The organism is Pseudomonas sp. B15(2017) (assembly GCF_002113215.1).
Taxonomy (GTDB): domain Bacteria; phylum Pseudomonadota; class Gammaproteobacteria; order Pseudomonadales; family Pseudomonadaceae; genus Aquipseudomonas.
Window position 1 is genome coordinate 290,239 of record NZ_NEJZ01000004.1, and the last position, 14,859, is coordinate 305,097.

Sequence of the window (14,859 nt, forward strand, 5' to 3'; positions counted from 1 at the left end):
TCTGAGAATTGTCACGATGAAAAAGTTTTTCAGCCTGCTCGCGACCCTGCTGGTGCTGGCCCTGGCGTTGTGGATCGGCCGCACGTTGTGGGAGCACTACATGAACACCCCGTGGACCCGCGACGGTCGGGTCCGCGCCGACATCATCAACGTCGCCGCCGACGTCACCGGTGAAGTGGTCGACGTGCCGGTGCGCGACAACCAGTTGGTGAAGAAAGGTGATCTGCTGATGCAGATCGATCCCGAGCACTATCGCCTGGCGGTGAAGCAGGCGCAGTCGCTGGTCGCTTCGCGCAAGGCCACGTGGGAGATGCGCAAGGTCAACGCCCATCGCCGCGCCGACCTGGACAACCTGGTGATCTCCAAGGAAAACCGCGACGACGCCAGCAACATCGCAGACTCCGCACTGGCCGATTACCAACAGGCCCAGGCGCAGCTGGAAGCCGCCGAACTCAATCTGAAACGCACCGAAGTGCGCGCGGCGGTGGACGGCTACGTGACCAACCTCAACGTCCATCGCGGTGACTACGCGCGCATCGGCGAGGCGAAAATGGCCGTGGTCGACATGAACTCGTTCTGGGTCTACGGCTTCTTCGAAGAAACCAAACTGCCTCACGTGCGGGTCGGCGACAAAGCCGACATGCAACTGATGAGCGGAGAAGTCCTCAAGGGCCACGTGGAGAGCATTTCTCGCGGCATCTACGACCGCGACAACCCGGAAAGCCGCGAGCTGATCGCCGATGTGAACCCGACCTTCAACTGGGTGCGTCTGGCGCAACGGGTGCCGGTGCGGATTCACATCGATGAAGTGCCGGAAGGTGTGCTGCTGGCGGCAGGGATTACCTGCACCGTGGTGGTGAAGCAGGGCGCTGTGGATAACTGACAGACCGCAAAGCGTCACGTCCTGTATTTCAAAGCTGCCCCCGCAACCCGAAGCGCTTCATCAACGTCGACTCCAGCAAACCTTTTGGCAACAACGTCGCCAGCAACGGCAACGCCCGGCTGCCATTGCCGATGCGGATCAGCCGTGGCGGTTTGCTCTGCTGCACAGCCTTGAGCAACTCGGCGGCAAATTCGCTGGCCGGCGTTGGTTTGTCTTGCGAGGCCTTGGCCCGCGCCCGAATGCCTTCGCGCAACGGAAACCACGGCGATTGTTCGTTGATCAGTTGTTCGGCCTCGTGCCCGGCATTTTTGGCGAAGCTGGATGCAATCGCCCCCGGCTGCACTTCCATCACGCGAATCCCGAACGGCGCCAGTTCCATGCGCAACGCATCGCTCAGTGCATGCACCGCCGCTTTCGACGCGCAATAGGCGCCGGCAAATGGCGTGACCAGCACCCCGGAAACACTGCCGATATTCACCACCAGGCCTTTGGCCCGGCGCAGTACCGGGAACAGCGCACGGGTCACGCCGACAATCGAAAACACATTGGTTTCGAACTGGCGCTGCATGGCCGTCACACCGCCATCGAGCAATGGGCCCATGGCGCCGTAGCCGGCGTTGTTGATCAGCACATCGAGGCCGCCGTGTTGCTGGTTGATTCGTTCGGCAAGTTGTTCCAGCGCTGCGTTGTCATTGACGTCGAGCTGCACCGCTGTGAACCCGGCGGCACTGAGAGCCGCGACATCTTCGGTCTTGCGCGCACTGGCCCAGACCTCGTAGCCGGCGCTTTTGAAGGCCTCGGCGAGGGCGCGGCCGATGCCGCTGGAACAACCGGTAATCAACGCAACGGGCATGGCGCATTCCTTGTGCAAAACAGTGGGAGAGGGGATCAGTCGGAGAAACTACCCTGCAATCGCTCGGCGCGAAACTCCAGGGTTTGCGGGCGATAACCGGGACGCAGCGGCGGCATCGGCAAACAGTCTTCCCAGTTGCCACCGGCCTGCAATTCGCCGGGGCCGCGATAGCGTGGGGCGGCGTATTGATTGTCGGCCAGGTTCACCGTATCGCCCGGCGCGTACGCGGCAATGCGCCAGCGCAGTTCGGTCAGCGGCACGTCGTTGCCATTGTTCAACTTGAGCAACAGCGGGCGGTCGGCGGGGCAATGTTCGGGGGCATAGACGATGCGCAGTTCAAGCCGCGCCAGTTGCTTGATCTCACGGTTGTCCAGCCACACCACCCACATCGCCACCAACCCGAGGCCCACGGCGGCGGCCATGGACACCGGCAAGGCTTTGGCCGGATAACGCAACAGCAGGATCAGCCAGGTGATGACCAGCAAGACGCCGATGAACATGTCGCGAAACCTCGTGGGCAGGGAAGGTTCATCCTACCTAAGCCTGGACGAGGTTGGCGAAAAAAAAAGCCCCCGCCCAACCCGTTGCGGATAGGGGACGCAGCGGGCTGGACGGGGGCTTCCTGTTACGGAGCGATCACTGCGCGATGGTTTTCACCGACACGCCGCGTTCGATCGGGGTGGAGCGACCGTAGATATCTTCGAAGCGCTCGATATCGTCTTCACCCAGGTACGAACCGGACTGCACTTCGATGATTTCCAGCGGGATCTTGCCCGGGTTGCGCAGGCGATGCACCGACGCGATCGGGATGTAGGTCGACTGGTTTTCGGTCAGCAGGAACACGTTCTCGTCGCAGGTCACTTCGGCGGTGCCGCTGACCACGATCCAGTGTTCGGCACGGTGGTGGTGCATCTGCAGCGACAGGCACGCGCCCGGCTTGACCGAGATGTGCTTGACCTGGAAGCGACCGCCCATGTCCACCGAGTCGTAGGAACCCCACGGACGATAGACCTCGCAGTGGTTCTGGGTTTCGCTGCGGCCCTGCTCGTTGAGGGTGTTGACCATCTGCTTGACGCCCTGGACCTTGTCCTTGTGGGCGATCATCATGGCGTCCTTGGTTTCGACCACCACGATGTTTTCCAGACCGATCACCGACACCAGTTTGCCGTTGCCGTGGATCATGCAGTTCTTGCTGTCCTGGATCACCACATCGCCCTTGCTGACGTTGCCGTTGGCGTCCTTCTCGTTGACTTCCCATAGCGACGACCAGCAGCCGACATCGCTCCAGCCGGCAGTCAGCGGCACCACGCAGGCGCGCTGGGTTTTTTCCATCACGGAGTAGTCGATGGAGTTGTCCGGGCAGCAGGCGAAAGTGGCTTCATCGAAAGTGATGGTGTCCGGGTCCTGAGCACTGCGTTCTAGGGTCAGCAGGCAGGTGTCGTAGATGTCCGGATCGTGCTTTTTCAGCTCTTCGAGGAAGCGGCTGGCGCGGAACAGGAACATGCCGCTGTTCCAGTAGTAACCACCGGACTCGACGTATTCGGTGGCGCGTTTGACGTCGGGTTTTTCCACGAAGTGCGAGACGCGGCTGACGCCTTCCGGCAGCAGCGAATCGCCGGTGGACTTGATGTAGCCGTAGCCGGTTTCCGGTTTGGTGGCCGGCACGCCGAACAGCACCATTTCACCGTTTTCTGCAGCGACGGTGGCCAGGGCGAGGGCGCGTTGCAGGGCTTTCTGGTCTTCGAGGACGTGGTCGGCCGGCAGCACCAGCATCAGTTCGTCGCGACCTTCATTGACCAGCATCATCGCGGTCAGCGCCACGGCCGGCGCGGTGTTGCGACCAAACGGTTCCATCAGGATGCGTTGGCATTCCAGATTGCGGTTGGCCAACTGCTCGTTGACGATGAAGCGGTGATCCTTGTTGCAGACCACGATCGGGGTGTCCATGCCTTCGAACACCAGGCGCTCGAGGGTTTGCTGGAACAGCGTGTGTTCGCCGGTCAGGGCGAGGAACTGCTTGGGAAACTGCTTGCGCGAAAGCGGCCAAAGACGTGAACCGCTACCACCTGACAAGATCACCGGAATCATATTTTTTACTCCATAAAATCGATTGGGTTAGAGCCACGAACCTGTGTCGTTTCACTCTTGTTTTTGTTGCGTACCCGAACTGACAACCCGATTCATTGTGGGAGCGAGCTTGCTCGCGAAGGCGGCGTATCAGTCGACACATCTGTTGAATGTCAGACCGCTTTCGCGAGCAAGCTCGCTCCCACAGGGGATATGCGTCAGGTCGGGAAATGGTTAGCGGGTCGACACCGGGCGTTTCACCCAGACTGGCGACAGGTTGCTGCCGTTGCCGGTGACGTACAGCACCGCTGCCTCACCACGCTCCAGGGCGACCGGTTTCACGTCGCCGACTTTCTTGTCGCCCTCGTACAGCGCCAGGCTGACTTTCACCGGGTTGATTTCACGTTCGCCACGGCCCTTGGCGGCCACGTTCGGCACAACTTCGGTCTTGCCGTCGGCGGTCTTCAGGGTCAGCGACTTGTCGCTGAGGTTCTGCACGCGCACCAGGGATTTCTGCTTGTTCTTGAACGGTGGTTCTTCGATCAGTTGCGGCGCGCCGGAGGCGTTGTTGACCAGGGTGTAGTAGTGATCACCGGCGAGTTTCACCGGCAGGGTCTGGCTGCCGACCTTGGCGCTGTAGTCGCCGCCCGGCATGAAGCTGAAGTCGCTGCTGGCCAGCGGCGCGACGTCGCTCAGATTGGTGCTGCCGACAGTGGCGCTGACTTCAGCATTGCTGGCGTTGTAGACACGGACGAAGGTCGAGCCTTTCGGTGCAGTCGGACCGTACAGCGCAGCGTCGCCACCGGCAAAGGCCTGGACCGACAACACACTCAGGCCGGCGACCAGAGCAATGCGTTTAGCGAGACGACGAGGAGTTGTAGTGAAAGTCATGGTGTACCTCTCTTTCAGTTTTGCGCCCGATCGGGCGTCTCGGATTTAGTGTTTACAGCTACGTTTTGTTGGCGCGCGCCGGCTTGTTTAAGCTCTGCGACCCACTGCGGGTCGGCGTCGCCGATTTCGTTGTTCACAGGCAGATATCGTTCAGGAAACTCCCAGATCAGCACCTGTGGCGGGCTGTTCTTGAAGTCATCGCTTTTCAGGTAGCTGAGCATCGGCAGGATCGGGCCGTGGCCGTCCTCGGCGTAGTTGACGACGTCGCTGTGCAGCGCTTGCTTGAGCGCACCGACGAAATTCCAGTTGGGGTTGGCGCTGTAGCTGGTACCGATCAGTGCCACCGGCACTTCACTGTTGGCGAACAGGGCGTCGTCACCGGCAGGTTGTTGGGCGGCCACAGTGTTGCGCTTTTGCAGCGGCTCTTTGGCCGGCATCAGGTTTTCGAACAGTGGATCCAGCGGCAGGAACAGACGCAGATCGCCCTTGTGCGTGACCTTTTCCGCCGGGGTGGTGACGAAGCGCTGCGGCTCGCCGCTGAGCGGGAACTTGTCAGCGATGGTTTTGGCCAGGGTGTTGGCGGCGATTTCCGCGCCTTCCGGGGTCCAGTGGGTGTCGGTGCGCAGGAACACTTGCTGACCGTTCTGCTTGGCCGCTTGGAGCGGGCCGAGCAGGTCGGGGGCGAGGATCTTGTCGGCCGCGACGCGGGCGTGGAAGTCCTGATAAAGGTTGGCGTGAATACTCGCCGGTTTCACTTCACCCAGGTGTTCCGGGTACAGGCGAACCTTGGCCGGCACGATCGCCATCACCAGTTTCACGCCTTTCTCTTTCAGGGTCTGGCGCACGCCTTCGACCAGCGCATAGTTGCCTTGCAGGTTCAGCTCTTCGTTGACGATCGGGTTGAATTCCTCATCGCTGTACAACCACTGATCGCGACCGAGCACCACGCCCGGACGACCTTCGTTGAACAGTTTGAAATCCAGCGCGGCCCAGAGGTTGGTGCCCAGGCGCTTGATCGGGAATTCATCGTCGTAGTGGGTTTCCACGGCTTTGGTCCAGCGGCCGTTGAGCACCGTCGCGTCGGCGTTGGTGCTGAAGCCGAAGAAGCTGCGCACCGACCACAGACCGAGCACCAGCAGGGTCAGCAGAAACAGCGCGATGTAGAAGATGCGTAATGAGCGGGTCATGTCAGATCCCTCAGAACTGGAAGTAAAGGAACGGCGAGAAGCTTTGCGCCGAGAGTTTGAGAATCGAGGCGATGAACAGCAGCAGGATCAGCCCGCGCATCACGTAGCGCGACCAGTCCGCCGTCCAGTACGCCGGTTGCACCTGGGCGTCGACGCCGACGGTGTAGCCAGGCTCATGGATGCTCGCCGGATTTTCGCCCGGAGCCGCTTTGATCAGGCCTGGAGTCGCCGTGGCAGGGCCGTTGGCCTCGACGTTGACCTCAGGTTTGCTCTTGACCGGCGGCTGGTTGGTGTACAGATCACGCAGGCCGAAGAACGCCAGGGTCACGTAGGCCACCACCAGAGTCGCCACTTGCAGGCCGGTCAGGCTGGCCTGATTGAGTTCCGACAGCGACCAGTCGCCGAAGCTGAACATCGCGCCGTACATGCGGCCGGCAACGTGCAGGTTCTCGGCGCGGAAGATCACCCAGCCCATGACCACCAGCAGGAAGGTCAGCGCCCAGCGGATCGGGTTGAGGCTGCGCGGCGAAGTGTTGAGACCGAGCATTTTTTCGATCGCCAGCCACATGCCGTGCCAGGCACCCCAGACGATGTAGGTGATGTTCGCACCGTGCCACAGACCACCGAGCAGCATGGTCAGGAACAGGTTGCGATAGGTCATCAGCGTGCCTTTGCGGTTGCCGCCGAGGGTGATGTAGAGGTAGTCACGCAGCCAGGTCGACAGGCTGATGTGCCAGCGGCGCCAGAACTCGGTGATCGACTGGCTGATGTACGGCTGCTTGAAGTTTTCCATGAAGCGGAAACCCATCATCAAGCCCAGGCCGATGGCCATGTCGCTGTAACCGGAGAAGTCGAAGTACAGCTGCGCGGTGTAGGCCAGTGCGCCAAGCCAGGCATCCCCCGTGGTCGGGTTTTGCAGGGCGAAGCAGTGGTCGGCGACCACGGCGAGGGTGTCGGCGATGAAGACCTTTTTGATGAAGCCCTGCATGAACCGTGTGCAGCCCTCGGAGAATTTGTCGAGGGTGTGGGTGCGGTTGTTGAACTGGTCGGCCAGGTCACGGAAACGCAGCACGGGACCGGCGATCAGGTGCGGGAAGATCGCCACGAACGCTGCGAAGTCGATCAGGTTGCGGGTGGCCGGGGTGTCGCCACGGTAGACGTCGATGATGTAGCTGATCGACTCGAAGATGTAGAACGAGATACCGATCGGCAGCAGCACGTGGGTCAGGATGAACGGCTCGAGACCGACCGACGTCATCATCGCGTTGATGCTTTCGACGCCGAAGTTGGCGTACTTGAAGTAGCCGAGGATGCACAGGTCCACCGCCACGCCGAGCAGCAGCCAGCGCTGGGCCGATTTGGTGCGCACGCCGGCGGCGCCGACTCTCAGGCCGATCCAGTAGTTCCACAGGGTGACGCCGGCGAACAGCGCCAGGAAGTCCACCCGCCACCACGCGTAGAACACGTAGCTGGCAATCAGCAGCAGCAGGTTGCGATAGCGTTGCCCGCTCAGGTAGTACAAGCCGAGAAAGATCGGCAAGAACAGAAACAGGAACACGTTGGATGAAAATACCATCCCGATCTCTCCATGTTTGAACCAACAGTCAAGGGCCAAAGCCCCCCCAAACCCCCCGCTGAAAACTGGAGAGCTAACTCACACATCTCAAACCTGACACTTAACCTGTGGGAGCGAGCTTGCTCGCGAAAGCGGTGTGCCAGACGACATCATTTTTGAATGTCGGATCCTCTTCGCGAGCAAGCTCGCTCCCACAGGGTTTATCAGTGTCCTCAGGAACCCTTGTTGCCCTTTTCATGGGACGGGTCGTAGACCTTGGTCAGGTCGCCACCGAGGCGGAAGGTCTTGAACGGCTGCATCCCGTGCTTCTTCTCCAGCACATCCGGCGAACAGGTGTAGAGCGTGCAAAACGGCTCGAGCCAGGCGAATTTCATGTCCTGTTTCAGGTCGGTCATGTCCTGCTCTTTGCCGTTCTTCTTCTCGAACTGATCCGGGTCTTTCACCCCGGCCAGCACCCGATCACCCAGACGTTTCAGCGCGCCGTTGTTTTCCTGACGCAGATCCACACCGTTGACCTGCGCAAAACTGGCGATCATCGCCAGCGGCGGCAGGGCGTAGTTGTGATAGGCGAGGGCGCGTTGCTGGCGCTTGAGTTCGTTGGGCAGGTAGCCGTCGGCATCGACCTGGTTGACGCCGACCTTGTATTCCTTGACTGCCCAATCGAACAGGTCGCGGCGGTTGGTCGCGACCGATGTCGCCATCACCGACCAGGCGGCCCAGTACGAGTGGTTGTTGGTTTTTTCCAGCGGCAGGTTGTCCCAGTCGCTGACCACCTGATCGGCCAATTTGCTGAACCAGGCCTCGATCAACTGCGCTTCCTGCTGGTGCTGGGCCAGCGGATGGGAGTCGGAGAACTTCAGGCGAATGTACGACGAGGCCATGCTGCCCAGCGCCCATTTGCGCATCGACTTGCCGGTGTGGTTGAAGTCTTTGGACATCAATGCATCCGCCCGGGCCCAATTAACCAGCCAGTTCAGTGTGCAGTCGAGCTGTTCCGGGCGACCGTCGCGCATGAACTGCATGACACGCTTGGCGGTGCCGCGCTCAAGGGTGGTGATGTCTTTGGTGGTGTCGCGGAAGGCTTTCTCCGACTGCACGTTCAGTGTCGCGCGGGCCTTGTCCGAGCCTTCGTATTTGCTGCGAAATTGCAGCGGTCCGGTGTACGGCGTCGGCATCGCGTCGCAGCCTTCGCTCTTGTCGCCGGTCTTGAATTTATCCACAGGCGCAAAGTAGCCCTGAGGAGGACGCAGCGGCGCGGCGGCCTGCGCGGTGCCGGCGAAGATCGCCAGTCCGAGCAGCGTTGGCGCCAACAGAGTTTTCAGTTTCGGATTTCGCATAGCAGACCTCATTGCCCGACCTGAGCGGTTTGTTGCCCAGCGCCCGGGAATACGTTGCGTTTGCAGATTTTCGCTTCGACTTTCTGTGGCGCGGTGCCCGCTTCCGGGCCCTGGACTTCGACCGCGAGCAGGTTTTGCGAGGCCCAGTCTTCGTCCGTGCGCAGCTCAAAGGCGAAACGACCGTCGGTGTCGGAGGTTTCCGGTTTCTCGATCTTGATGTCCTCGTGGCGACCGTTCATGTACCAGAGGGTGGCTTGCAAGGTTTTCACCGAGGTGTCGGCGAAGCGGATGTCGACCTGATGGCTGCTGTTCTGCAGGTTCAGGTTCTTGCTGTTGACCAGCAGTTCTTGTTTGCCGCCCGGCTTGAGCGTGGTGCTCGCGGACATCTGTGCCTCTTTGCCTTCGCAGCCGTTGTCGAGCAGCGCCATCATCTGGCGATAGATGGTTTCCTGGTCGAGGCGGTACAGCGGCGAGAATTCCCAGATGAGGATTTTCGGCGGAGATTTCTGGAATTCGTCGCTGCCCAGGTACTGCAGCATCGAACCTTCCAGGCCACCGCCGGGGAAGGCGACGTTGAGGATGTCGGCGCCGATGGCTTCTTCGAGGAAGCCTGCGAAGTTGTAGTTCTTGCCGCTGTGCGAAGTACCCACGAGGGTGATTTGTGGGTTGCCGGAATCACCGAACAGGTCGCCGTCACCGGCTTCGCCTTTCGGCTCGGTGGTGAACTGATCCATGTACTGGATTGCGTAACTGGTGCCGCACAGTTGTCCGGCCATGTTGTGCAGGGTGCCGGTCTTGCCCATGCGTCCGGAGCGTTTGGTTTCGAACTCACGCTTGGGAATGTCGGCGAAGGCCGGGATCTGCTTGACCTTCTCGGCGACGATTTTTGCCGTGCGCTGGGCACCGTATGGCGTCCAGTGCTGGTCGCCGCGGAAATAGAAATCGTGGGCCGGCAGGGTGTCCGGCAGCGATTCGTTGGTCAGTGGCGACAGGTCCGGCACCACGTAACCCATCTTCGCGAAACGGCCGAGCATGGTCTTGTAGTTGCCCAGCGCTTTTTCGTAATCGAACGCGGCTTTTTCTGCCGGGTTGAGCTTGTTGCGGTTCACCAGACCTCGGGTCGGCTGGTAGACGATCACCAGTTCGACGCCTTTGGCCTTGAACGCGTCGTGCAGCTGTTGCAGGCGTTTGTAGCCGGCCGGGGTGGTGTTGAACTCGGTGCGCAAATCTTCCTGGGTCCGGAACAGCCAGTCGCCCTGCGCCTGCACCAGGGTGGTGAAGTTCTGCTGGTAGCGGGTGGTGTAGTTCTTCGCATCGTGGGCGGCCGGGCACAGGCTGCAGCAAGGTTCGGCCGTGAATTCAGGCGGCTGGACTTCATCTGCGCGGGCGCCGTTGCCGGCCGCCAGAATGCCCACGGTCAGGGCCGACAGGCTGAGTAATTTGATCAGGTGTGGGTGCATAAAATTATCCTCAGTCCTGCAATTCGGTCTGGCGTTCGACAGGGTCGATCAGCACGGCTTTCTGCTGGCGCACCAGCAGGTCGAGAATTTCATCCTGGCGCTCGCCGAGGATGCCGTTGAAGCTGATGCCGCTGGATTTGGTCGGCGCCAACATCGACACGCGATACAGCTCGACACTCAACGGCGAATCGATCGACAGCGGACCGCTGCCGTTGGCCGCCAGTTCACCGCCGACCACGATCAGCGAGACCTGGGCGTCGAACGGGTCGAGCTCGATGTCACGGTCGGTGTCGGTCAGGTCCTTGATGTGCCCGTAGACGCCGGTCAGGCCGTTGGCCATGGCGACGTTTTCGTAGAGGCGGATGTTCACGCTGTTACGAATGCGGATGCCGTGGCGTTTGTTGCTGATGACCTTGTTGCCCCACAGCAGGTTGTCGGCGGACTCGTAGAGCGTGATGCCGTCGGTGTGGTTCTTGTAGATCTCGTTGTAGGCGATCAGGTTGTTCACGCTGTTACGGTCGATCACCAGGCCCGAGAGGTGGTTGTCGTAGCTTTTGTTGTTGAAGATGAAGCTGTCGTTGACCTCACGGGAAATGATGATCCCGTGCTTCTTCTTCGTGCCGTACACCGTGTTCTCGGCAATGATCAGACCGTGGGAACGGTCGTGCGGGTCGATGCCGTAGACGATGTTGTCCTTGTAGGTGTTGCCCTTGACCACGAAGTCGCGGGTCTCGTAGCAGTAGAAGCCGTACCACATGTCCGAGAACTCGGAACCGACGATCCAGCCGGTCGGCTCGGGACGCTTGAGCACCTTGGCCATGTTCGGCGTGTACTGGGAAATACTCACACCGTAGGACTTACTGTTGGCGTAGCCGAAACTGGCCATCTTGCTGTTGACGATGTAGGTCTCGGTGCCACCCCAGGCCAGCAGGAACGGGCGGAATTCCTTCGGCGAACGGAAGGTCGCCGGGCCGTTGTCCTTCTCGCGCCAGCCGGTGACCTTGGTGTCACGCACGAACAACTGGCCGTCGTTGACCAGGAACGAACCGGCTTCCTGGGACAGGCGCAGTTCCTGGGTCTGGCCGTCGATTTCGAGGATGCCTTTGCGGCCGACCACGATCGGCAGCTTGGCCAGATAGACGCCCGGCGATGTTTCGCTGAAGTACTGCTTGGGCAGTTTCTGCGCCAGCTCTTTCAGGTTCATGTAGCCGTCGTCGACGAAGATCGCCTGCGGGATGCCGTGCTGACGCACCACCCATTCGGCCATCTTGTTGTCGCCGCCGATGAAGTCCTTCAGGGCGTCTTCCTGCATCATCCGGCGCACGCTGATCTTGCCCGGTTTGCTGCGCACGATTTTCGCGGCGGCGGCTTCGGCGGTGTAGCCGGAGAGGTCGGGCAGTTTCGGCTTGGCCAGTTCCAGCGCGTCGGTCGGCGCGTTGCTGACGGTGTAGGTCTTGGCCTGTTGCAGCTCCTTGGCAGTGGTCACCGGCTTGGCCGGTTCCACACTGGCGAAGGCGCCGGCCGAGGCCAGCAGCATCGCGCCGGCCAGCAGGCTGAGTGAGCCTTTGCGGGCAATGTTCATGTCGGGCACTCCCTTGGCGGTCAGCATCAGAAGCGCCAGATCACGTCGATGAACGCGCGGTGCATGTACGAATCAACCTGGCTGCCGTAGGCATCACCCGGCTTGAACACACCGCCACGGAAACGTACCAGCGCCGACGGCTCGTCGATCGACTGGCTCAGCGCTGCCGGCAGCAAGCCTTGCTTGAAGTACTTGGTGACCACCAGATCCATTTCCTGGCCCAGATCCTTGTTGCCGTCCTGCAGTGGCAGCGAGGTGCTGGAGAGGATTGCGCCGGTCACGTCGTCGGTGTTGTTTTCCACAGCGTTGATGCCGTTGCTGCCCACCGGTTTGTTGCCGTCCACGCGCCAGAACTTGTGGTAGATCAGGCTGGCGTCGTACTGGTCGTTGAGCATCCACGAACCGAACAGGGTGGCGGTCTGCATGTTGTTCATTTCGCCACGGAAAGCCTCGCCGAAACGGTGAACCCGCGAGCGGGTACCGGTGTAGTTCGAGCGGTTGCTTTCCAGGCCGTTCTGTTGGTAATCGGCGCTGGCACGGGCATAGGCCGCACCGACCTGCCACTGCGGATCGAGGCGCAGACGCACACCGACGTCGGTGGCCCAGCCGTTGATGTCTTCGCTGCGCTTGGCCTGCGCCGGGCGGGTGCCATCGGCGTTCAGCGGGTTGACCGTGTCGCGGTCGCCGCTCATGCCGGTGATGCTGCCCCAGTAGTTGACGGTGTTGGTGTTGCGCCAGTTGTAGGCGTCGCTGTCGGCAGTCAGGCCGAGCCAGCTGATGTCGCCGTTCTGGGTTTTGTCGAGGGTGTCGCGGGGCACACCCGGTTCGGCGTAATCGAGTTTGCCGTCGTCGTGGGTGTGGTGACCGCGAATCCCGACCCACTGGCCCGGCGTCCACTGGTAAGCGGCATCGGCGTAGGCGTGCAGGCGATCCTTGTCTTTCGGCGCCAGTTCCTTGAGGTCGGTGCGGTATTCGCTGAAGCGCTCGGCGACACCGGCATTGGCGCGCAGCAGGGTGGTGTCGAAGGTCCAGTTCAGCGCTTCGATGTTGGTGTCGCGCCACTGGCCGTCGTCGTTGCGCAAACGCTGGCGACCGAACTTGAGGATCTCGCCGGGGTAGGGCGTCAGACCGCTGTAACCGACCCAGAACTCGCGCATTGCCAGGTAGTTTTTCTTGGTCTTGCGGTCGCCGTTGTCGGTGGTCTGGGTGCCTTCGCTGTCGGACTGCTGGAGGGTGTCGGTCTCGATGATGTCGGTCGAGGTCACGGCCTGGCCCATGGCGTAGGCGCTCCACGCGCCGCTTTCGCCGTAGACCCACGGACGCAGATCGAGGCCGACGCCGTTGACGTCGCCGCCGCTGGCGGTGCCGAGGTCGCGGTCGTCTTCGGACTGGCCGGTGATTTTCACTTCGAGGCCGAAGTTCTTCGATTCAGTCATCGCGGCCAGGGTCGGACAAGACCAGATCAACGCGAACGTGAGGCCAATGCCGGCCTTCACAAAGGGATTCAATTTCATAGTTTTTCCTCGCCGTCTTCTTCTTGCAGGGCGTGCAGTTGCAGCGTGTTCTGGTTCAGGGCGCCACGGGCCGCCTGTTCCTGTTGCAGCAGGCGCCGCGCTTCGGCCAGGCGCTCGGGCGGCAGCTGGGCGGCGAGGGTGGTCGCCAGCTCGTCGGCTTGCGGGGTGTTTTGCGCCTTGGCCAATTGGCTGAACACATAGGCGTTGAGCGGGTCGGGCTTGGTGCCCTTGCCTTGGGAAAACAGCTGGGCGATGGCGAAGTCGGCGCTGTTCTGGCCGTTGCGCGCAGCGGTCAGCAGATGGTCGAGGGCCTTCTGCGGATAGACCTTGCCCAGGTAGCCACGGCGGTAGATCTGGCCGAGGTAGTAATCGGCGGCGACTTCGCGGCCGACGGCTTTCTGGAAATGTTCCTCGGCGACTTTCGCGTCGGCCGGGACCAGTTTGCCTTCGTAGTAGAGCTTGCCCAGCAACAGTTCGGCGCGCGACTGGTCGGCGGCGCGGCCGTTGTCCAGGTACTTCATCATCTGATCGACATCGCCCAGTTCCGGGAAGTCGTAGAGCAGTTGTGCCAGCGTTACCCAGGACGCCGGGTAGCCCGGCGCGATCGGCTCGAGCAGCGACTGCGCGGTTTTTTCGTCGGTCTTGCCCAGGGTCGAATCAGCCAGCACACGGGCTACGGAATCCACCCGCTGAGCGCTGACGGTGCCGCGGCTGTAACCGGCCTGCAGTTGTTTGATCAGCTCGGCCTGTTGCTCCGGCGCGCCACGTTTTTGATAGACCGTGGCCAGTTCGACGTAGCAGATGTCGGTGGTGTTGAGTGCGGCCTTGCAGATCTTTTCCACGTCATCCAAGTGCTGGTCGTAAGTGCCCTGGGTGCGGTACAGCAGCACTTGAGCGAGACCGGCTTCCGGGTAACCGGATTTGCGCCATTGGTCGATCTGCTGCTGAGCGTTGATGTTCGGGAAGCTGTGCGGGTATTGCAGGTACAGCATCGCGAGCGGAATCAGCGTGTTGCCTTCGCCACTGGCGGCGGCTTTCTTCAGCAGGGTTTCGGCTTCGTGATGTTCGGCCTCGGTGGAACCGGGCTTGGCCACCAGCAAGCGGCCGAGTCGGGCCTGGGCACGCGGCGAAACACTGGCGGCGGCGCGGTAGGTGGCTTCGGCCTGTTTCATTTGTTCCGGATCGCGACTGTCGACCTGAATATCGGCGAGGCCCACCTGGGCTTCGCTGTAACCCAGATCGGCCAGCGCACGGTAGTTCTGCGCGGCGGTCGCGGTGTCACCGCGCTTGAGCGCTTCGTTGGCCAGACGCTGGTCAGGCAGGCCGGCGCAACCGGCCAGACTGACTGCCAAGGCCAATGCGCACACTGAACCCATGTGGGAGCGAGCTTGCTCGCGAAAGCGGTGTGTCAGTCGGCACTGAGGCTGAATGTCAGAATGCATTCGCGAGCAAGCTCGCTCCCACAGGGTTTGTGGTGTGCTCGAGATGGGTGGAGTAGTCACAGGCATG

12 protein-coding genes are annotated in these 14,859 nt (G+C 61.4%); 1 reads left to right on the top strand and 11 read right to left on the bottom strand.

The features are described 5' to 3' along the window. Window positions 1–16 precede the first annotated feature (16 nt). The gene (locus tag CAF73_RS09095; protein ID WP_085698530.1) at window positions 17–883 is read left to right on the top strand and encodes an HlyD family secretion protein; all 867 of its coding nucleotides are present in this window, start codon (window positions 17–19) and stop codon (window positions 881–883) included. Between the two features lie 28 nt (window positions 884–911). Here CAF73_RS09095 and CAF73_RS09100 read toward each other — a convergent pair whose 3' ends face one another. The 11 genes from CAF73_RS09100 to algK form a co-directional block, all read right to left on the bottom strand. Next, window positions 912–1,736, bottom strand: a complete 825-nt coding sequence (locus tag CAF73_RS09100) for an SDR family oxidoreductase (RefSeq protein ID WP_085702514.1) — start codon at window positions 1,734–1,736, stop codon at window positions 912–914. A gap of 35 nt (window positions 1,737–1,771) precedes the next feature. Then, entirely contained in the window at window positions 1,772–2,236 is a 465-nt protein-coding gene (locus CAF73_RS09105; protein ID WP_085698532.1) for a multidrug transporter, read from the bottom strand. Window positions 2,237–2,372: 136 nt separating this feature from the next. After that, the gene (locus CAF73_RS09110; RefSeq protein WP_085698533.1) at window positions 2,373–3,824 is read right to left on the bottom strand and encodes a mannose-1-phosphate guanylyltransferase/mannose-6-phosphate isomerase; all 1,452 of its coding nucleotides are present in this window, start codon (window positions 3,822–3,824) and stop codon (window positions 2,373–2,375) included. 213 nt (window positions 3,825–4,037) lie between these two features. After that, on the bottom strand, window positions 4,038–4,694 hold the full coding sequence (locus CAF73_RS09115) for an alginate O-acetyltransferase AlgF (RefSeq protein ID WP_085698534.1): 657 nt from the start codon (window positions 4,692–4,694) through the stop codon (window positions 4,038–4,040). A gap of 14 nt (window positions 4,695–4,708) precedes the next feature. Then, a complete protein-coding gene (locus CAF73_RS09120; RefSeq protein ID WP_085698535.1) occupies window positions 4,709–5,881 on the bottom strand; it encodes an alginate O-acetyltransferase in 1,173 nt (390 codons plus the stop codon). Window positions 5,882–5,891: 10 nt separating this feature from the next. Then, the gene (locus CAF73_RS09125) at window positions 5,892–7,457 is read right to left on the bottom strand and encodes an MBOAT family protein (RefSeq protein WP_085702515.1); all 1,566 of its coding nucleotides are present in this window, start codon (window positions 7,455–7,457) and stop codon (window positions 5,892–5,894) included. Window positions 7,458–7,669: 212 nt separating this feature from the next. Next, a complete protein-coding gene (locus CAF73_RS09130; protein WP_085702516.1) occupies window positions 7,670–8,794 on the bottom strand; it encodes a mannuronate-specific alginate lyase in 1,125 nt (374 codons plus the stop codon). Between the two features lie 8 nt (window positions 8,795–8,802). Next, window positions 8,803–10,254, bottom strand: a complete 1,452-nt coding sequence (locus CAF73_RS09135; protein WP_085698538.1) for an alginate O-acetyltransferase — start codon at window positions 10,252–10,254, stop codon at window positions 8,803–8,805. Between the two features lie 10 nt (window positions 10,255–10,264). Continuing rightward, window positions 10,265–11,836 (bottom strand): mannuronan 5-epimerase AlgG, encoded by a 1,572-nt coding sequence (algG, locus tag CAF73_RS09140; protein ID WP_085702533.1) that lies wholly within the window; start codon window positions 11,834–11,836, stop codon window positions 10,265–10,267. Window positions 11,837–11,862: 26 nt separating this feature from the next. Next, window positions 11,863–13,350, bottom strand: coding sequence for an alginate export family protein (locus tag CAF73_RS09145; protein WP_085698539.1), 1,488 nt, complete (start codon window positions 13,348–13,350; stop codon window positions 11,863–11,865). Next, window positions 13,347–14,858 carry an alginate biosynthesis TPR repeat lipoprotein AlgK gene (gene algK, locus CAF73_RS09150; protein WP_371918964.1) on the bottom strand — a complete coding sequence of 504 codons (1,512 nt, stop codon included), beginning with the start codon at window positions 14,856–14,858 and terminating at the stop codon, window positions 13,347–13,349. Before algK ends, CAF73_RS09145 begins: the two co-directional genes overlap by 4 nt. Window position 14,859 lies beyond the last annotated feature (1 nt).